Annotated in this window: 17 protein-coding genes; 5 read left to right on the top strand and 12 right to left on the bottom strand. The window is 38.2% G+C overall.

The annotated features are described in order from the left end of the window. Position 1 precedes the first annotated feature (1 nt). Positions 2-2584, top strand: a complete 2583-nt coding sequence (gene pepN / locus DI076_RS07115; protein ID WP_108959249.1) for an aminopeptidase N — start codon at positions 2-4, stop codon at positions 2582-2584. On the opposite strand, the gene DI076_RS07110 is transcribed toward pepN, so the two are convergent. From DI076_RS07110 to DI076_RS07100, 3 genes are read right to left on the bottom strand one after another with little or no spacing between them, the layout of a single operon-like run. Further along, the gene (locus DI076_RS07110; protein ID WP_108959248.1) at positions 2581-4455 is read right to left on the bottom strand and encodes an AMP-dependent synthetase/ligase; all 1875 of its coding nucleotides are present in this window, start codon (positions 4453-4455) and stop codon (positions 2581-2583) included. The two genes, pepN and DI076_RS07110, sit on opposite strands and share 4 nt — an antisense overlap. Positions 4456-4487: 32 nt before the next feature. Continuing rightward, positions 4488-5969 (bottom strand): tetratricopeptide repeat protein, encoded by a 1482-nt coding sequence (locus DI076_RS07105; protein WP_108959247.1) that lies wholly within the window; start codon positions 5967-5969, stop codon positions 4488-4490. Beyond that, positions 5966-6346, bottom strand: a complete 381-nt coding sequence (locus DI076_RS07100; RefSeq protein ID WP_100728014.1) for a YopX family protein — start codon at positions 6344-6346, stop codon at positions 5966-5968. Before DI076_RS07100 ends, DI076_RS07105 begins: the two co-directional genes overlap by 4 nt. 95 nt (positions 6347-6441) lie before the next feature. Between DI076_RS07100 and DI076_RS07095 the strand changes: the two genes are divergently transcribed. After that, positions 6442-7215, top strand: a complete 774-nt coding sequence (locus DI076_RS07095) for a ParA family protein (RefSeq protein WP_108959246.1) — start codon at positions 6442-6444, stop codon at positions 7213-7215. A 10-nt stretch (positions 7216-7225) separates the two neighbouring features. Here the strand turns inward: DI076_RS07095 and DI076_RS07090 are convergent, their stop codons facing one another. Further along, a complete protein-coding gene (locus tag DI076_RS07090; RefSeq protein WP_108959245.1) occupies positions 7226-8581 on the bottom strand; it encodes an ion transporter in 1356 nt (451 codons plus the stop codon). 80 nt (positions 8582-8661) lie between these two features. On the opposite strand from DI076_RS07090, the gene DI076_RS07085 reads away from it, so the two are divergent. Next, positions 8662-8982, top strand: coding sequence for a YbaB/EbfC family nucleoid-associated protein (locus DI076_RS07085; RefSeq protein WP_100728017.1), 321 nt, complete (start codon positions 8662-8664; stop codon positions 8980-8982). A gap of 110 nt (positions 8983-9092) precedes the next feature. On the opposite strand, the gene DI076_RS07080 is transcribed toward DI076_RS07085, so the two are convergent. Both DI076_RS07080 and DI076_RS07075 read right to left on the bottom strand, forming a co-directional pair. After that, a complete protein-coding gene (locus tag DI076_RS07080; RefSeq protein WP_108959244.1) occupies positions 9093-9824 on the bottom strand; it encodes an OmpA family protein in 732 nt (243 codons plus the stop codon). Positions 9825-9921: 97 nt separating this feature from the next. Further along, positions 9922-10770 (bottom strand): flagellin N-terminal helical domain-containing protein, encoded by an 849-nt coding sequence (locus tag DI076_RS07075; protein WP_108959283.1) that lies wholly within the window; start codon positions 10768-10770, stop codon positions 9922-9924. Positions 10771-10973: 203 nt separating this feature from the next. On the opposite strand from DI076_RS07075, the gene DI076_RS07070 reads away from it, so the two are divergent. Then, the gene (locus tag DI076_RS07070) at positions 10974-11546 is read left to right on the top strand and encodes a cob(I)yrinic acid a,c-diamide adenosyltransferase (protein WP_108959243.1); all 573 of its coding nucleotides are present in this window, start codon (positions 10974-10976) and stop codon (positions 11544-11546) included. Beyond that, entirely contained in the window at positions 11519-12841 is a 1323-nt protein-coding gene (locus tag DI076_RS07065) for a peptide MFS transporter (RefSeq protein WP_108959242.1), read from the top strand. The genes DI076_RS07070 and DI076_RS07065 overlap by 28 nt, the downstream gene beginning before the upstream one ends. 20 nt (positions 12842-12861) lie before the next feature. Here the strand turns inward: DI076_RS07065 and ptsP are convergent, their stop codons facing one another. The 6 genes from ptsP to DI076_RS07035 all read right to left on the bottom strand — a co-directional run bounded on the left by ptsP (position 12862) and on the right by DI076_RS07035 (position 19524). Further along, positions 12862-14589, bottom strand: coding sequence for a phosphoenolpyruvate--protein phosphotransferase (ptsP, locus tag DI076_RS07060; protein WP_108959241.1), 1728 nt, complete (start codon positions 14587-14589; stop codon positions 12862-12864). A gap of 62 nt (positions 14590-14651) precedes the next feature. Then, positions 14652-15560 carry a UDP-3-O-acyl-N-acetylglucosamine deacetylase gene (gene lpxC / locus DI076_RS07055; RefSeq protein ID WP_108959240.1) on the bottom strand — a complete coding sequence of 303 codons (909 nt, stop codon included), beginning with the start codon at positions 15558-15560 and terminating at the stop codon, positions 14652-14654. Positions 15561-15738: 178 nt separating this feature from the next. Next, entirely contained in the window at positions 15739-16512 is a 774-nt protein-coding gene (gene mce, locus DI076_RS07050) for a mammalian cell entry protein Mce (RefSeq protein ID WP_108959239.1), read from the bottom strand. A gap of 32 nt (positions 16513-16544) precedes the next feature. Beyond that, on the bottom strand, positions 16545-17333 hold the full coding sequence (locus DI076_RS07045; protein WP_108959238.1) for an ABC transporter ATP-binding protein: 789 nt from the start codon (positions 17331-17333) through the stop codon (positions 16545-16547). Between the two features lie 8 nt (positions 17334-17341). Then, a complete protein-coding gene (locus DI076_RS07040; protein ID WP_100728023.1) occupies positions 17342-18118 on the bottom strand; it encodes an MlaE family ABC transporter permease in 777 nt (258 codons plus the stop codon). Further along, positions 18115-19524, bottom strand: a complete 1410-nt coding sequence (locus DI076_RS07035; protein WP_108959237.1) for a hypothetical protein — start codon at positions 19522-19524, stop codon at positions 18115-18117. The genes DI076_RS07040 and DI076_RS07035 overlap by 4 nt, the downstream gene beginning before the upstream one ends. Between the last annotated feature and the right edge of the window lie 10 nt (positions 19525-19534).

Raw genomic sequence — 19534 nt, 5'->3', positions numbered from 1 at the left:
GATGACTTCATCCTCTGTATCTACTGTTCATAAAATAGAAGATTATTCACCCTGCCTTTGGTTCACCCCAAAGGTTCATTTGCGCTTCGATTTGGACCCTCACCTCACTGTGGTCAGAGCCGATTACGAGGTAAAGTCCAATGGAACGAAAATTTCTCCCTTATTTTTGAATGGGGAAAATTTGGAATTTTTATCCCTGCGAGTGAATGGAAGGGTTGTTGACCCTTCCGAATATAAAATCACCGATTTGGGTTTAGAACTCTTGGAACCACCAGGTGAGGTTTTCCAACTCACGGTTGAAAACCGCATTTGCCCCAACCAAAATACGAGTTTAGAAGGATTGTACCAATCTGGCTCAATGTTGTGTACACAAAACGAACCGGAAGGTTTTCGTAAGATTGTTTATTCCATTGATCGCCCAGACAATATGATGCAGTTTACCGTTACCATTGCTGGTGATCCGAGTTATTTCCCTGTTATGTTGTCGAATGGAAATTTAAAAGAAGAACACCCTCCAGTCAATGGCAAAAGAGTAGTGGTTTGGGAGGATCCATACCCTAAACCAACGTATTTGTTTGCTCTTGTTGCGGGAGAATTAATCGAAACAAAAGATGAGTTTGTTACCAAATCAGGAAGGATTGTCACACTCAAAATTTTTGTCGAAAAAGGAAATGAAGAAAAAGTCAGTTTTGCATTTGAATCCTTAAAACAAGCGATGAAGTGGGATGAGGATACCTTTGGATTAGAGTATGATTTAGATTTATTTATGATTGTCGCCGTGGAAGATTTTAACATGGGAGCGATGGAAAATAAAGGTTTAAATCTTTTTAACGCAAAACTCGTACTAGCTGATAAAAAATCGGCAACAGATGAAACCTTTGAATCAATCATGGCTGTGATTGGTCATGAATACTTTCATAATTGGACTGGGAATCGTGTTACTTTACGGAACTGGTTCAATTTAACCTTAAAAGAAGGTCTTACCGTATTTCGCGACCAATGGTTTACGGAAGACATGACTGACCCCGCCGTCAAACGCATCAAAGACATTTTGTTTTTGAAAGAACACCAATTCCCTGAAGACCAAGGTCCTATGGCTCATCCCATCATACCAAAATCATACACAGAAATGAATAATTTTTATACAGTGACAGTGTATGAAAAAGGGGCAGAAGTCATACGTCTGGTTTCTCAAATCCTTGGAAGAGAGGTATTTAAAAAAGGCCTACAGGATTACCTCACTCGTTTTGATGGCCAAGGTGTCACTTTTGAAGAATTTATCTCCAGTATGGAAAGAGCATACGGCAAACCAATTCCTTATATACGCAATTGGTACCACCGAAGTGGGACTCCTATTTTAAATGTGAAGGAATCATTTGACCAAAAGAATCAAGAATGGGTGTATCAACTTAAGGATTACACGGATACAAATTTACCTCTAGTGTTTGTCAATTCTTACGCAGCGTTTGATTCGAATGGAAAATTGATTACTGAAAACAAACGAATCCAAGAAGGAACTCTAGATGAAATCAGAATTAAAACGCCAAAAGATTCCGAATCTAAACCAATTGTTTCTTTTTTTCGAGGGATGTCGAGTCCAGTTCTTTTAAAATCAGAAATGACAAAAGAAGAGATCCGAATTTTGGCAGAACATGAGCCAGATGGAGTCTCCAGGTTTTTTTCCTTTCAAAACCTTATTTTTTTATGGATGTCTGAAAGCTTAAAGGATGAAAACAAAAAAGAGAACCTAACCGAAGTTTTAGAGATCATTCAATCGAGTTTCAAAAAAGATTGGGACAAAACTTATTTTAGCTTTTACTTAACCTTTCCTTCATTGATGCAATTTTGTGAAAACCTTCAATTTTTTGATTATAAACAAGTGGAATCCCTTCGGAAATTTGCCATCCAAACAATCTCAGAAACCTTTACAAAAGAATTCCAGTTTTTGTATGAAGAAAATCGTAAAACAATTCCAAAACAATCTAAAGATGAAATTGGAAAACGAAGATTAAAAAATACAGCACTTTACTATTTGTTACACCATCCAAAAAAATCGTTTGAAAGCCTTGCCATTTCACAACAAAGAGATGCAAAACATATGAGTGAAGAAATTTTTGCTCTTCGAAGCCTAATTGAAATTGGGTCCAAAGAAAAAGATCAGGCGATTTCACTCTTTTATGATCATTGGAAACAGGATGCCTTGGTATTAGATGTTTGGTTTGCAGCACAAGTGGCCACTGGTGAAAACCATATTTCTGACTTGGAACGTTTGGAAAAACATACCAAATTTAATCTCAAAAATCCAAATAAGGTAAGATCTTTGTATTTTAGTTTTGCGAGAAATCCATTGTCTTTTCATGAACAAGAGGGGAAAGGGTATGTGGTCATTGCAGAACGAATCAAACAATTGAACGGAATCAATCCTCAAATTGCGGCGGGACTTACAAAATTGTTTTCACAAAGTTCCAAACAAATTGGGAATTTACCAAGGATCGCCAAAAGAGAGTTAGAGGGAATCCAAAACCTCCCCCAAATATCAAAAGATTTAGGAGAGGTAGTGGGGAAAATCATCAAATCCCTTTAGTTATACATTGATTTGATGAGATCTTTGTATTTGTCATGGATGACATTTCGTTTCATTTTGAAAAGGTTGGTGAGTTCATCACCAACTTCCATTGCTTTCGGTAAAAAGCGAAAATCAGATAGTTTTTCAAATGATTTGAATCCATTTTCAGAAGAGATTTGTTTTTTAACAATGTTTTGGTAATACAACCTAACATCTTTATTTTGGTTGAGGTCTTCTCCATCTTTCCATTGTAATCCGGCCTCCTTCATTCGGTCCTTATCAGGCCAAATCAAAGCTGTTAAGGATTTTTGGTCTTGGCCTACCACAATCACTTGGTTGATCATCGCATTTTCTAAAAGTAAATTTTCAATGGGAACAGGTTCTACGTTTTCACCACCAAGTAATACAATCGTGTCTTTCACTCTTCCTCGAACAGAAAGTGTATCATTAAATGAGATAAAACCTAAGTCACCTGTATTCATCCAACCATCTACGATGGCTTTTTTTGTGGCTTCTTCGTTTTTGTAATACCCCTTCATCACTTGAGGTCCTTTGATATGAATGACACCCATTTTCCCTTTGGGAACAGATTCCCCTTGTTCATTCACTATTTTAACTACTGTTCCATCCGGCCATTTTCCAACAGAACCTTGGACAACATGTCCAACAGACCTAACAGAGATGATGGGGGCACATTCTGTCATTCCATACCCTTCATAAACAGGGATTCCAATGACATTAAAAAACTCGTCTACATGGGAAGGTAAGGCTCCTCCACCAGAAATGGTTCCAATCAATTGGCCACCTAAAACATCTCTAATTTTTGAAAATACGAGTCCATCCAGAACTTTTGCAAGTAAAAATAAATTGAGCACATAACCAATGGAGACGGTTGTGTTTTTCATCCTTTCAAATGGAGACTCTTCTTTGGTGAGTAATTTATTTCCTGCTAAATAATCTTGACCATCTTTGAATTTTTTACAGATATCATAGGCAAAATCAAAAAGTTTCTTTTTGTTTTCTGGAGCTTTTTCTAATTTTTGTTTGATACCTAAGTATAAGTTTTCCCAAAGTCTAGGAGCGGATGCCATAAAACTTGGTTTGATTTTTTGAAAATCATCACGTAGATCTCTAATGTTAGTATACGCGATTGAGGCACCTTCTGCAATGATCGCATAATCAATGGCTCTTTCAAAGATATGCCAAACAGGTAAGATGGAAAGTGTTCGGTCAGAAGACCTAAGGCCTACTCGTGGAGGAACCTTTACGACATTGTACACCATATTTTGGTGTGTTAACATCACACCCTTCGGCATTCCTGTTGTACCGGAAGTATAAATGATAGTAAATAAATCATCTGGTTTTACTTGTTTGGAACGCAATTCTAATGAAGGGAGGTTTTTTCGAAGTGATTCACCTTCTTTTATTAGTGTGGGTAAACTAATCGCAAAAGAATCTTTGGAGACAAAGTTTGGATCTAAGATGATTACCTTTTCCACTTTTGTATTGGAAAATATTGGTTTTAACATGTCGTAAAGTTTTTCGTGTTCTACAAAACAATACTTACTTTCGGAATGACTTAAGATGTATTCGATTTCCTGTGCTGTGGAGTCCGATCCTCTCGGAACATTGACTGCTCCATTTAAAAGCGTGGCAATGTCTGCAATGGCCCACTCGGTTCGGTTATCTGCCATAAGACCGATACGATCTCCAGGTTGTAAGCCCATTTGTAAAAGGGATAAGGCTAAATTTTCTGCTTCGTGAAAGATGTCGGAAAAAGTGCGTCCTTTGAAATTTTTTGCATTGTCTTTTGCAAAGAACATCTCCTTAGAACCATAGGTTCTCTTGGCATAATAAAATACATCATTCAGCGTTGTGAAATTTTTCATGAATCAAATCTATCTCCGTAGGGACTAAACTCTCACTGCTTCCGTACTTTATTCAAGTAATATTTTGATCGGTAAGTTTTACCACTAGGAGATTCCAAAAAATTGAGGAAAAGTGGGTCTCCTTCTAATTTATGGAAGAGGTCTAGATCGAGATAAAGAGCTTGGTCTAACCAAAGTTTACCTTCAGTTTCACGTTTGGTTGCATAGGAAACTCTCGCTAATTTGTAATACACGATGGGTAAAAATACCTTTTCTCCGCCTAAAATCTGTGCCCTTTTTAAATTGGTATAAGCCTCTTCAAAATTACCTAAACTTAATTCACAGGAGCCTCTATAATAAAAAAGGAAAAATCTAGGATATGCCATAAGCCTTCTCGAGTTAAGTTTTTCTAAACTCGTTAAACATGCTTTTGGTTCCTTTGACATCAAATAAGCATAGGCCAAGTTGAGAGAAATTTCGGGACTAATTTCTCCATGAACCTTGCGGTAAATTTCGGCCGTTTTTTTATAACTTTCCTTCGCAGAAGAATAATCATTTAAAACATAAAGATAATAATAGGATTTATAAAGTAAAACATCTAAAGAATCGGATTCACAAACTCGATACGAAAAAAATTCATCCAAAGTTTTTGTAAAAGAATTAAATTCCCTTTCATTGTATTCAATGTTTGCGATTTTCCGAAGTAAGGAACAAGTGCGAAGGGTTCCATTGGGAACTTCCTTTTTGTATTCAATGAGGGATTTACGGTAAAATTTTAATGCTTCTTTGTGTTTTTCTAAGGCTTCTAAAGATACAGCTTCCCTTTCTTCTTTTTCACCAACACCATCACAATAGGTTTCCTTATTGTTTTCATAATAACAAATTCTTTCCTTGAATCCATTTTCATTTGCATCATACTCAATTCTCACAAGTTTACAATTTTGGTAGTACCACCATTCATCTATACCTCCAAAATCGTTTTTGTCTTTTGTGATTTCTTTTGGACAACCATTACTAGCATAATAAGTAAAACTATCCTTTTTACCATTTTTGGTTTCATCTTCTTCAGTCAGATACAGTTGACCACTTTGGTTAAAATGATCATAACGGTAGGGATAAAATTCATTTTCGTTTAGGAAAAAATGAATTTTTAAAAGGGAACTTCCATTTTTCCACCCAGAGAAACATGTGAAACTTGTTTTACCACTTAAAAAATTTTGGGAAAGATCTCCATACAAATCATTTAAGTGGGAACGTATGTCTTCTTTGAGTCTTGGATAAGGGTAGTTTGAGTGGTATTTTTCGATATACTTTTGGCAAAACCAAAACACTTCATGATTAAAGGTCTCTTTGTGAATGAAGGAAGGACTTTGGTTGGTAAAACCAAACCGAAATCGTTTGGGACTAGCATCTTCTAGTTCAAAAGTTTCTTTTGATTTTTGAATGGCATCCCAATAACCCTCTAAAAGTGGATTGGCATTTAGAGGGATTGTAAAAAGGAAAAAAAACGTTAAAAGGTTTCGAAAATAGATCAAGATTTACTTTTTAAATACAGATCATACAGAATCGGATTTTCATAAGGATTACCAACTTTTCGAATGGAGAATAATTGCAAGAGTGGCGGCCCGTTTTCTAAATAAAATGCACCGTGTTCGTGATTGTATCGTATAATGCCTGTATGTTGAGTTAAGTTTCCGCCTTTGGCAACTGTATGCTCAATGATGTCTTCTTCATATAATTCTTTGTCATACTTATCTTTTAAGCCTGTGAAACAATTAATCACATAATTATCTTCGTTTGGAATGGGTTGCCCAAATTTTAGTAATTTTCCATCTAAGGTTAATGAAAATCCTTTTTGGGTGAATTCTTTCTCTTGTTTGTCCCATACTCGGAATCGAATTGTGAATGCCATAACAGGAACAAATTTAAGTAGGTCGAAGTCCTTTCCAAGGAAAATTCAAAAAAAAATCAGTGGTCAATGGATGAATTCTAGAGGATCCTAGCCCCATGAAGGTGATTTCAGTTTCCAATATCAAAGGGGGAAGTGGTAAATCCACGACGGCTGCCCACTTGGCTTGTGCTTTAGCAAGAAGAGGGAAAACGCTCATTGTTGATATGGATATGCAAGGGGATTTAACAGACTTTTCTTTGCCTGATTTGGATTTATCTGCCTTAGATGAATCGAATGTCATGAGTGTCCTTCTCGGAATGAAAAAAATTTCCGACTGCATTCGAAAAACCAAACACTTCGATGTTTTACCTTCCACACTCAGTTTAGCAAAACTCACAAAATACAATCCTGATTCCACAAGTTTGTGCCTTCAGTTCAAACGTTCTTTAGAAGAAATACGTAAAAATTACCAATTTGTTGTGATTGATACTCCGGGTTCCGCAAAACATGAGCTTACAACTGCGATTTATAATTCGGAACTCATTTTAATTCCCGTCACACCCAGTAAATGGACCATTCGGGCCGTTAATCTTTTGTTAGATGAAATCACACAAACAGAAACTGTTTTTAGCCAAAAGAAAAAAATTGCCTTTGTTCCTTCTTGGTTTGGACCTTCCAAAAAACATCGAGAACTATTAGAAAAATTAAAAGCTATTGAAGAAATTCCCACTTTAGGGGAAATTCCAAAATCAGAATCCATAAAGGCAAAAACGGAAAAACAAGAATCTTTAAAAAAGGATACAAATGCTTGGTATGCGTTTGACCGTTTGGCAGATGAAACCATTGCCCTTGTAGACCCGGATAATTCGATTTCCCAAATTCGATTGTAACGAACAAATTTTAATTTTTTGGTTCGAAACTCGATTGGTGTTTTTTTCGTTCAGCAGCAATTGCTTGAATATGAACTGCAAAACTTGGATGGTGTTTTAAAATTTCGGCAAATGCTTCCCGACTAAGAGTGTAGACATCACAATAAGAACCTGCTTTGATCGTTGCTGTACGCAAAGAATCGTCAATCAAACTCATCTCACCAAAAAATGATCCCGAATTTAAAGTTGCGAGTAGTTCTCCTGACTTTTCTTTGATCACTTCGACATGGCCTTTGGATAAAAAATACATATTATGAGGGACATCACCTTCACGGAAAATCACATCTCCTTTCATATAATAAGCAGGTTTTAATTCGAGAACGACTTCTCGTTTTAATTCTTCTGGTGCATGTTTAAAAAATGGAACCACAGAAATCAGATGGTTGTGTAAAAACATAGATACATCAATTTTGATTCCCGATGGAAGTTGGTCCCAGATTTCTTTTTCATCAATTCCGTGTTTGTTTTCCCAGAGATTGATGTAGTAGGATCTGATCCTATTTGCTAAATGAGGAGGTAATTTTTTGTATTTAATGAAGGAGTTAATTGTATTTAATTTTTCTTGGAAAGTGACACGGGAAATATCCAAATTCGATAATAATGTGGAAATATTACCAATCACATATCCATAAATACCAACACCTAAAATCATCACACCCATTGTATAAATTGTTTGTGGGTTTGTAGTGGGGGTGATATCCCCATAACCAATGGTTGTAAGAGTTGTAACCGACCAGTACAAAGAACGGATATAACGTGTTGTCATATCTTTATCCGGTAAAAACTCAGGAGTCAAATGGATCCAACCACACGCGACCCAATGCGCAAAAAGGGAAGTCCAATACACAAAAAAAATCAAACGAAATGTCATTGGATTGATCACATCCAATAATTTGAAACGATCTTCAGATTCAGCACCAAGAGCTAACATACGTAAGGATTTAAAGAGCTCAAAGACTCTAACTGATCGTAACAATCTAAGAATTTTTAAACTATCTGTGACACCGAAGTATTCGAAAAAAAATCCACCAAATATATCAAAGGGAAAAGCAGATAAAAAATCGATGAGAAACCATGATTTTAAATACGTTTTGGCTACTATTTTTTTGTTTTGGATGAGAAGTCTGTCTTTCAAAATCGCTGTAAAAAAATTGAGAATTAGGTCGATTCCAAAAATGATTTGGATCCCTCGTTCAAAATGGGTGACACCAGCTGAAAGTTTATGAGGGAAAACAAGTCGGAGAGGCACTTCTACAGCAAAGTACGTGATACAAATAAAGACAAAAAGATCCCAGATTCGTTTGTAGGGAGAATTTGGATGGATCATATTCTATAGTATCGACAACCTATGTTTTATATTTGCGTTCTTTCAGATAAAAAAAATCCTGAATTGGATAAGAGGTGATTATGTTCGGTGGAGCAGGTGGAAACAAGTTTGATATGCTCAAACAGATGAAAAAAATGCGTTCGCAAGTGAAAACCATGGAAAAGGAACTTGCTGGCCTAAATTTTGTAGGAATTTCTAAAAATAAACTTCTATCCGTCACTTTGGATGGTAAATTCCAAATGAAATCGATCCAAATTGAAGATGAATTATTGGAAAAAAAGGATAAAAATCTTCTCGAACGTTCCATCCAAGAAGCCTACACAAAAGCATTACAAGATGCACAGGCTGGGGCAGCAAAACAAATGCAAGCGATGGGTGGATTTCCAGGGCTTGGGATGTAATCCAAAGATTCGTTTTAGTTCTATCCAAAAAAAGAAAAAGCCTACAAAGGAATTCTTTGTAGGCTTTTTTTTATGGGATATTCTCCCTATTTCGTTGTTACGAACTGAAATTAACTTGCTGGAACAATTTCCACTTCGACACGGCGGTTTGAACCATCTTTTGGATCAACATTTTTTAGTGGAGTAGAAGAACCTAATCCTTGTACGGTTCCAATTCGTTTTCCGTCTACACCGTTTTCTATGATGGCATTCTTTGCCGTCACAGCTCGGTCATTGGAAAGTTTTTGGTTGAGGTCTTCGGCGCCAGTGCGGTTTGCATGTCCTGTGATATTAACTTTTGTTTCAGGGTAAGCAGCAAGTGCTTCTGCCAATTTATCAATGTTTTCTTTTCCTTTTCCTTTGAGATCCGCTTTTCCATCTTCGAATGCGATTCCACCGTCCATTGAGGCTGTAAGAGCAACAGTTTCTCCACCACGTTCACTTTTCGTAAGAGTGATACCTTGTTTTTTCATTTCTTCCGCCATGTTGTCGTACATGGTGTTGAGATAAAAACCTGTTCCAAGTCCTGCTAAACATCCAGCACCCAAACCAACAATTTTACCTTTGTTTTGAGGTTTCTTTTTTTCCATTGCCAGAGATTCTTTCACTTGTCTTTGGAAATCGTTCTTTTTGTTTTTAGAGTCTTTTTTTCTTTGTGACTCATCATACACAGCACCTAACGCAAGACCAACTCCACATCCAATGGATGTACTTAGGATGAGACGTTTTGTGTTGTCTGAAAGGCCACAAGAAATTGTGGTAAGTAATGATAGGGATAAGATTCCGGAAATGATTTGTTTCAAAGTGATTGTCCTCGCTCACCTTCTCGATGAAGGTTTCGGACAAAGTTTAAAGAAATCCTCCCTGTTTGCAAGGAGGATTTCCATCTCTTTAAAATCCTTAGTATCTGTCTGTGAGGAGTTTTACTACTGATTCTGGTCTGAGATTTGCTTGGGCAAGCATGGCCACACCCGATTTGGTTAGGATTTGGTTTTTGGAGTATTCTACCATTTCTGTTGCCATATCTGCATCTCTGATTTGTGATTCGGAAGAAACCATGTTCACGTAGTTATTACTCAGTGATTTTAAGGTTAAATCCAATCGGTTGTAATAGGCACCCAAGTCCGACCGTAATCGATTCACTTTAGAAATGGCATCATCCAATACTTGGAGTGAATCGGTAGCTTTATTTGGAGTTGAAAGTGTCAACTTGTTTCCAGCTTGTTTCAGTTTTAAAGAAGAACTTGTCATCGTATTGATAAACACTTCTATCTTTTCTGATCCGTTTGCACCCACTTGCAGTGTCATTGGGTTTTTGCCAGCACGAGAAAATCGACCATCTAGTGGCCTAACTTTGTTAAACTCTGCAGATGTTCCGATTCTTTCCACTTCTTCCACTAATTGTGAGACTTCCAATTGGACAAGTTTCCTGTCTTCATTCGAATAGATCCCGTTAGCTGATTGAACTGAAAGCTCGCGTAACCTCTGTAAGATAGAGTTTACTTGGTCCAAAGATCCTTCCGTAACTTGTAAAAACGACATACCATCCTGGGTATTTCGCTCTGCTTGTCCTAAAGCACGGATTTGGGATCTAAGTTTTTCGGATACGGAAAAACCCAAGGAATCATCCCCTGGTCTGTTAATTCGCATACCCGTTGCTAGGTGTTCCATGGATTTGTCCATGTCACGACTGGTGTTTGTGAGTGCCCGTTTTGCAACGAGTGCACTGATGTTGTGATTGATAATCATTGTCACACCCTCCTGTGTGTCCATGACCCGCTTGTTTCCCTACAGGCGGAGAAAAGAAAAATTCAGATTCCAGAAATCCTTTCCTTCGGGGAGAGAAGGGGTTGCCTGCCCTTGGTTCTCCCGTGAATTTTTCCTTTCCAGATGATTCTATACCAAAAAACTTATGTCTGTAAAGAAAATTTAGGGTACGAGGTCTTGAGATTTTGAAAATCTACACCAAATTTGGCGACGGCGGACAAACGTATTTAGCGTCTGGGAAAAAAGTTTCGAAGACTGACAGACGAGTGGATTTGTATGGTACCTGTGATGAATTGAATAGCACCATTGGTCTTGCACTTTCCCTTGGTAAAAAAGAAACTCTACAAACTTCCTTTTTAGAACATTTGCAAAATATCCAGAGTTTTCTCTTTGAAATAGGTTCGGAGCTTGCAGGTTATGTGCCTAAGGAAGCAAAGGATGGAACAGTCGTTAATGCACAGGATGTGAGTATTTTGGAACAAGAAATTGACCGTTTGATGGAAACCCTTCCCGAAATTAAATTTTTCATTTTGCCAGGGGGAAGTCCTTTCTCAAGTGCTTTACATATGGCTCGAACGATTTGCCGTAGGTTGGAAAGGGATTTACTCGTTTACATTGAGTCGGGTGGAGAGATTCATAACGATCTTAGAATTTACATCAATCGTTTGTCAGATTATCTATTTGTCGCAGCAAGGTTTGTCAATTTTTCATTAGGGCAAGAGGAAACCATTTGGAAAAGTCGAACGAAAACAAACTAGAAGAACATCCCAAAGGGATCACCGGTTTATTTCTCACAGAAATGTGGGAAAGGCTTAGTTATTATGGGATGCGAGCATTACTTGTTTTGTATCTTGTAAATGCTTTGGGTTTTTCAGATAAAGATGCGGGTGTGATTTACGCGTATTACACCAGTTTTGTTTATCTAACCCCTGTGATTGGAGGGTATATCACCGATCGTTATTTGAGTTATCGATTTGCAATTTATTTTGGTAGCATTTTAATGTTACTTGGCCATCTTTCTTTGGCCATTTCTGGTTTATCTTATTTTTACTTAGGGTTATGTTTACTCGCATTAGGGAATGGATTTTTTAAACCGAATATCTCGACAATTTTTGGAAGGTTATATGTAGAGAAGCCCAATTTAAGAGACAGTGGGTTTACCATCTTTTATTTGGGGATTAATGTGGGTGGTTTACTTGGACCAATCATTTCCGGTACATTGGGTGAAAAAGTAGATTGGCATTTGGGTTTTTTATCGGCTGGACTTGGAATGGCAATCGGCATTTTGGTTTTTTATTTTGGAAGTAAATCCCTTCCACAATCCATTTGGGAAAAAACAAAAACACCAAATCAAACGTATACGGACGAAAGTTCCAATTCACTGAATCGTTATCAGAATGATGTGATGCCAAAAATTGCACTGATTGGACTTCTTTCTTTTTTTAGTATTTTTTTCTGGATGGCATTTGAACAAATGGGTTCCTCACTCAATTTATTTGCCTTACGCCATACAGATAGGAATATGTTTGGATTTGAAATCCCAGCTTCCATCTTACAATCATTAAACCCCTTGATGATTTTGGTTTTTGGACCTTTAGTTTCTCTCCTTTGGACATCTCTCTCAAAAACCAATCGAAACCCAAACCCAATTTTAAAGTTTGTGATCAGTTTGTTTTTGCTTGGCATTGGATTTTTGGTAATGGTCATCGCAGCAAACCAAGCAGAAACAGGAGTTTCTGTTTCCCTCTTCTTTTTAGTATTTGTCTATTTTTGGAATACGATGAGTGAACTCTGTCTTTCACCAGTTGGACTTTCATTTGTAAGTAAAATGGCTCCAACAAAGTTTGCTTCATTTCTAATGGGCACTTGGTTTTTATGCACAGCCTTTGGTCATTATGCGGCGGGTATTCTTTCTGGTTACCAAAAAGAATGGGGTAGTATGGTGCATTTTTATGGACTCTTTGTGGTTGTCTCTTGGATTGCTTCTCTTATTCTTCTGGGAATTTACCTTTGGAAAAAAAATTCCATCCTCCCATTATTGGAATCGAAATGAGTGAACAAATGGATTTTGGATTATCCTTTTGTCTCTAATACTAAGGTTTCAATTTCTTCAAACTTTTCTTCACCAGCAAGTGTGATGACTTGTTCTGCTAGTAATTTTGCTTTCCATGTGGAAATTTCTGTGACTTTCTCTGCGACTTCTTTCATGAGAGGGAGAGCCGAACTCAAATCGCGTATCCCTAAACCAATGAGAACAGCAGTAAACATTGGATCACTTCCGATTTCACCACATATACTAATTGGTTTTTTTTGGGAATTGGCAACATCGACAATGTTTTTCAGTAAAAGTAAAAACACAACTTGCCATGGGTTATACAAATCTCCCACCAAATGGTTGTTACGTTCCACTGCCAGTAAGTATTGTAATAAATCATTTGTGCCGATACTATAAAAATCTACATGGTTTCCTAAGAAGGGTAAGTTTAAGGCACATGCAGGAGTTTCGACCATAATGCCCAGTGGGATTTTTTTGGTGATCACAAGTCCTAAGTTTTTTAATTCTTCCAGACATTCATTGATTAATACTTTTGTTTGTAAAATTTCAGAACGAGTTGTGATCATTGGTAACATGATCCTCATGGTTCCAAATTCACTCGCGCGAAGGAGGGCACGAAGTTGTTCTTTAAAAAAATGAGGGTGTCTTAATAGGTAACGAATCCCTCTGTTTCCGAGAAATGGATTTTCTTCTTCATATCCATTTTCCATTTTATCGGCTCCGATATCCCAAACACGAAAGGTCACTGGCCGACCAACCATCTTCAGTAAAATTCGTTTGTATACGGCAAATTGTTCTTCTTCTGTGGGTTTGAATTCGATATAACGGATGAATAAAATTTCTGTCCGAACAAGTCCAATCCCGTCGGCACCTTGGAGAAAAGCAGTGTCTACTTCTTCTTCCGAATCGATATTCGCACGTAAGGTAAATTTTTTCCCATCTTTTGTTTTGAGTTCTTTCGGACCGTCGCTGATCTCTCGAATGGGAATCGTTTTTTTTATTTCACTTTTGATCCCTGCAAGTTTGATTTCATCGATGGCTGGAGAACGATTGAGGATTCCCTTTGTGGCATCGAGTAAAATATAATCATCATCTTCTACGTGTGAGGTGATATTCTTTAGTCCTACAATGGTAGGAATTCCATAATTTCTTGCAATGATGGCTGTATGACCCGTTTTCCCACCAAAGTCAGTGGCAATCCCACGTAACTTGGACTTACCCAATTGGATCATTTCGGAAGGTGTGATTTCTTTTGCGATGAGGATGACATCATCAGGAATTTTCGTTGGTTCTGCACCTTTTTCAGGGTACAAATTGGATTCAATTCGTTTACCAATGTCGAGAATGTGGTCGGCTCGTTCTCGGAAAAATTCATCAGGAATGGATTGGAATTCATCATACAAGGAACTCACTGCCGTTTCCAGAGCAAGCCCCGCCGATTCATTGTTTTGTGCAATTCGTTCAAATACACGAGCCCGAAAGAGTGGGTCATTTAAAAAGACAATTTGCGATTCTAAAATTTCCGAAAGTTCTACATTCTGTTTGGATTTTTGGACAAGGTCGGCAAGGTCATCTTCCGTCTTTTGGAGGCCTTTTTTTAAGAGTTCAATTTCCTCTTTGATTTCCTCAGGGCTTAAGTCTGTACGATCTTCCCGTTTCCGTTTGGATTGTTTCCAACGAAATACCTTTCCGTAGACCGTCCCTGGGTAGGCAGAAATGCCTTTAAATGTGGTTTTTTCTTCCATCCGAACCTATGCCAAAAATAATTTTGGTTTAGGCTAGTTTGGAAAGTAAAAAAAGATCCGAACTACCGCGCGGCTTCTTTTTTAGAGAAAAGTGGAATCCGTTTGCTTTTGTACTGTGTGAGTTCGTTTCCCGTCACTTGGCTCATGATGCATTTTGCAAGGGAAATGTCGAGAGCGTGACCCGCTTTGGATGCAATGAGGTGGCCTCTGAAAGGACGACCCATCACTGCTAAATCTCCAATTAGGTCAAGGATTTTATGGCGAACACATTCATTGTCATAACGCAGATGGTCGTTGAGGTAACCATCATCGGTGAGAACTACTGCATTGTCGAGGGATCCGCCCATAGCAAGTCCTCTTGCTTGGAGGGCTTCCACATCTTTCAAAAACCCGAAGGTTCTCGCAGGTAGGATGTCCGTTCCCAAAATGGATTCGTCAAGAGTAGTGGTATAGGACTGACCTCTGAGGAGTGGGTGGTTAAAATCGATACTATAAGTGACTTTTAATTCATCGGAAGGGAGCATTACGAGGTATTTGTCCCCGTCAACGACCCAAATGGGGTTTGTAATGGTAATGGGTTCCACGGTTTCGTCGAGGACACGAATCCCTGCGGAGCGAATGCCTTCCCAAAATGGTAGGGAGGATCCATCCATAATCGGAACTTCTACGGAATCAATTTCAAAGATACAATCAGTAATGCCTAAGGTGTGGACTGCTGCGAGTAAGTGTTCGATGGTTTGGACCCGATTGGAACTACCATCGCCGATGGTCGTTGCGTTACTTGTGTCTACCACATGGTCCAGGGAAACTGGGATTCTGACTTTTTGGGTGCCTCTATAAAGATAAAAGATAAGTCCAGTATTTGCCTCAGCAGGATGCAGGCGAAGAGTCACCACTTTACCAGAATGGACGCCAATTCCTTTGAGTGTAATCGAATTTTGGATCGTTTTTCTGTGGATTGCCGTTTGCATAATCAGTTCCTACATACAAAATTGTAGGAATCTGACCTCGGACAATACCAAAACCGAAACCCGAATCCAAAAAAATGTCTCTTTTTTACAACAGTGTGGTGGAATTGTGACGGACGGGAAAACCAGGATTTTAACCTAATTTTTGCTACAAATGAGGCCGTATTCTCCGTGTTAGTCCTTAAAAAGCACTCAGAGCCGAACGAATGAAACTTGTGACGGGGGCTTGTTCCCTAGTATCTTCCAAACCTTCTCTCAGTTCCTTGAGAACCACTTGGGCATCTCCCAAGGTCGTGTTCACAGATTTGTGAACGTCACTTTCATTGATGAGTTTTCCCAAGGTTCCCTGGCCTTCGTTGATTTTCCCTGTGATATTCGCGATATTTTGCACTGTTTTACGGATATCAGACCTGTTTTCTGCAATGAGCTCTGAGAGTGACACAAGTGGGTCTTGGGTGACTTTCCCTTGGATGGGAAGGAGTTTCCCCGATTTAGGAGAAATTTCAATTTTACTGAGTGGTTCTTCTGCCATCATGTATTCTTTGGTTTTGGGATCCACAGGGAATTTGGACCCTGGGTCAAGGGCAACCACACGACCTGAGAGCAAACTTTCGTTTTTGATCGTGATTTCGTAATTGGAAAAAAGTTGGACCTTGCCTTTGAGGAGTAAGGTGAGTTCTACTTTCGTTCCAATCCCAGTTTCCCCTTCTGGTAATAAATTTCCCATTTCATCAATTTGAACCAAACGGATTTTGGAAACATACCCAAAAGGAACCCCATGGATGGTCACCTTGTTTCCTATTTTAATCCCTTCTGCATCAGGGAAATAAACAGGGAGTTGGTAACCCGACTTTTGGAACGGTCCACCTTCCGTTACAATCGTAAAATAACCTACGGCTACGAGTGAAAAAATGAATAAAAGACCAACAATGAGAGCACGACCTATGGTAGGCATTCCCTAAATTTCTCCTATTTGTGTGAACAAAGTCAATTGGATTTTCCTTTTTTTAATTCCGAGTGGTCGAGTATCATGGGACCTACGGTATTTCCATGAATGAATTGTTGGATCACTGGATCTTTGGACGCTTGGATCTCTTCAGGTGTTCCACAAAATTGGACTTTTCCTTCATATAAAAAACTAATCCGATCTGCAATTCGATACGCTGAATTCATATCATGTGTCACCACAATGGATGTGAGGCCTAATTCTTTTTGTAAACGAATGACAAGGTCGTTGATGACATTGGACATCACTGGATCAAGGCCAGAGGTTGGTTCGTCATACATGACGATTTTTGGTTGGGATGTGAGAGCACGGGCAAGTCCCACACGTTTTTTCATCCCACCTGAAATATTACTGGGTAGGGTATCCTTTGCCGGAACCAAATCCAACCATTGTAATTTTTCCATCACAATCCGATCCAGCTCAACTCCATCGGCGATTTTATGTTCTCGTAAGGGAAGTGCTACGTTTTCATACACGGTAAGCCAATTGATAAGAGCCCCCGATTGGAAAAGAACACCTAACTTAGAACGTAACTCTTCTCGTTTTTTTTCATTGGCATGGACTATGGATTCTCCATAAATAAAACAATCTCCTTCATCAGGGTCAAGCAAACCTGTGATGTGTTTGAGACTCACAGATTTTCCGGTTCCAGAAGGTCCAAGGATGACCATCGTTTCACCTTGTTTGACTTGTAAATTCATCCCTCTGAGGATTTTACGTTTACCGAAGGTTTTGTGAACATTTTTCATTTCAATGGCAAATGGTTCCATACTGTCCTTTACTTATAGAAGAGGGCTGTGAGCACATACCCTGAAAAAATGACCATGAGAAAGGAAGTGACAACTGCTTTCCTCGTTGTTTGGCCTACACCAATGGCCCCACCTTCTGTACGAAGTCCTTGGCTACACGATATGGTCGCAATGGATATACCAAATACATAACCTTTTAAAAGGCCAACATATAAATCTTTTAGTCCAGGTACCGATGAAATTCGGTAATATACATCTTGGAAATAGCTAATGATATCAATCCCTAACTGGAAATGACCTACAATACCACCACCTAATATACCTAATGCGGATGAGTAAACACAGAGAACCGGAACCATAATAGAAAAACCAACAATCCTTGGCATCACAAGGTATCGGACAGGATTAATGGACATAACTTCTAAAGCATCAATTTCTTCAGAAACTTTCATTGTTCCGATTTCGGCAGCCATAGCTGAACCAACGGATGCTGCAAGGATGAGAGAAGTCATAAAAGGAGACATTTCTCTTGTCAATGTAATCGTAAGTAGTAGTCCGATTTGTCCTTCGGCTCCGAAATCGCGAAGTCCAAGTCCTGTGTTAATCCCAAGGATCATACCCGTAAAAACTGATACAATGGACACAACAAATAAAGATCCAACTCCAGCAATGAACATTTGTTCTAAGATTTCACGGCGTTTGAAATACAAATGATGCGATTGTCCAATAGCTCGAAATAATAACAATACAGTATAACCAATTGCATACAAAAGAGGTTCTATGGTTTTGCGATACATTTGGATCATATTTTCCACCAAAAGAATTTGTAGTGATTTGTTTCTGCCCTTGTATCAATTCCAAAGAGTCCGTAGGCAAACTCATATGAAAAGCCTGTATTTGTTTTTGAAAATTCCATTATGATCGGGATATGGATATGAGTTTCATCATGAGTCCAACGATGAGTGTACAATCTAGTAATCAGGTGCAATCGTTTTTCTCCATTAGATGACCTCTTGTATTCAATGATAGAAAAAATTGGTTCCCAAACATCTTCCATCACTTCAAAACGAACGGGAATGATTGCGAGTGTATTCCATCCAAAATTGCCTTCTGGATCTTTGTGGTACCGAAAGAATGGCCAAAGTTTCCAATAATAATCTTCCCTTCCTGTTTGGACGTATTCATTTTTCATATGGGAATAAAATGGTAAAATAAAATGAGATGTCGATTTGAGATGAGAAGTATTCTGAGACAATCGGATATAAAAAGGAGTGATAAATTCGGCTTCTTTGTTTGCGAAATAAGAATAGCCATAAAAAGGAAAAAACACAAGTTTCTCTGTATCTTTTTTGACTGAAGTTGTGTATTGGAAAAATATAAAGAGTGCTGTGTAATTCGTTTGTCCCGTTTTTTTGTCATATCCATACGAAAAAAGTGAGTTAAGCAAAGGAAACCAAAGAAAAGCATGACTTTTCATGTTCCCGTCTACGGAACTCTTTTGGTTGTAGAATGGAAAAAAAATCTGATACGAAGTTGGTTCCTTTTTATCTAACCTCTCTTCGCCCCATTGGAAAAAAGGCCATAAGACTGAATAACGTTTGTATTTACCTTCATTTGATTTTTTCGAATACAAAGGAAAGATCCGAAAGTCATCTCTTGTTTCCGAACCTCCCCACATGACAAGTGGCCATACAATGGATCTAGCCTTATATGTTTTGTATCTCCATTCTGAATAGATGGGAAATAAAACATAATTTAATTCTTGGTAGGAGAGTTTGTTTCTGATTTTTCCATAAAGTGGGAATACACTGTAATAATTTTCTCTTTGTGATTCACCTTTCCCCCATAAAAAAAGTGGAGTGAATAAAATGTCTTCATCTTCATCACCTTCCTCATGTTTAAAACCAGTCCCACTAAAGAAAAATAAGGAAGACCAAGTGTACCAATAATTGGTTTCTTCTTTGTAATAAATCGGGGAGAGGTAGCTATGAAATCGAAAGGCATAAGTTTTGTCAGAAAAAGACATATAAAAAGGACGAATGGCGAAGAAGTTCTGTCTGCCTCTGGTTTCGCTTTCGTATAAAAACCAAAATTGAGAATAATCCGATTTGATATCTTCTGTAAAGGAATTTGGAATTTTTGCAAATAAGGAAGAAGTTAGAAAGAAAAGAGAAAAAACAAATCCGAATTGAATTTTAAAGCGGGAATCCACGTAATTTCAA

It is taken from the genome of Leptospira ellinghausenii (assembly GCF_003114815.1).
Taxonomy (GTDB): domain Bacteria; phylum Spirochaetota; class Leptospiria; order Leptospirales; family Leptospiraceae; genus Leptospira_A; species Leptospira_A ellinghausenii.
The sequence above is the reverse complement of the archived record's forward strand: the minus strand, read 5'-3'. Positions and strand labels throughout refer to the sequence as shown.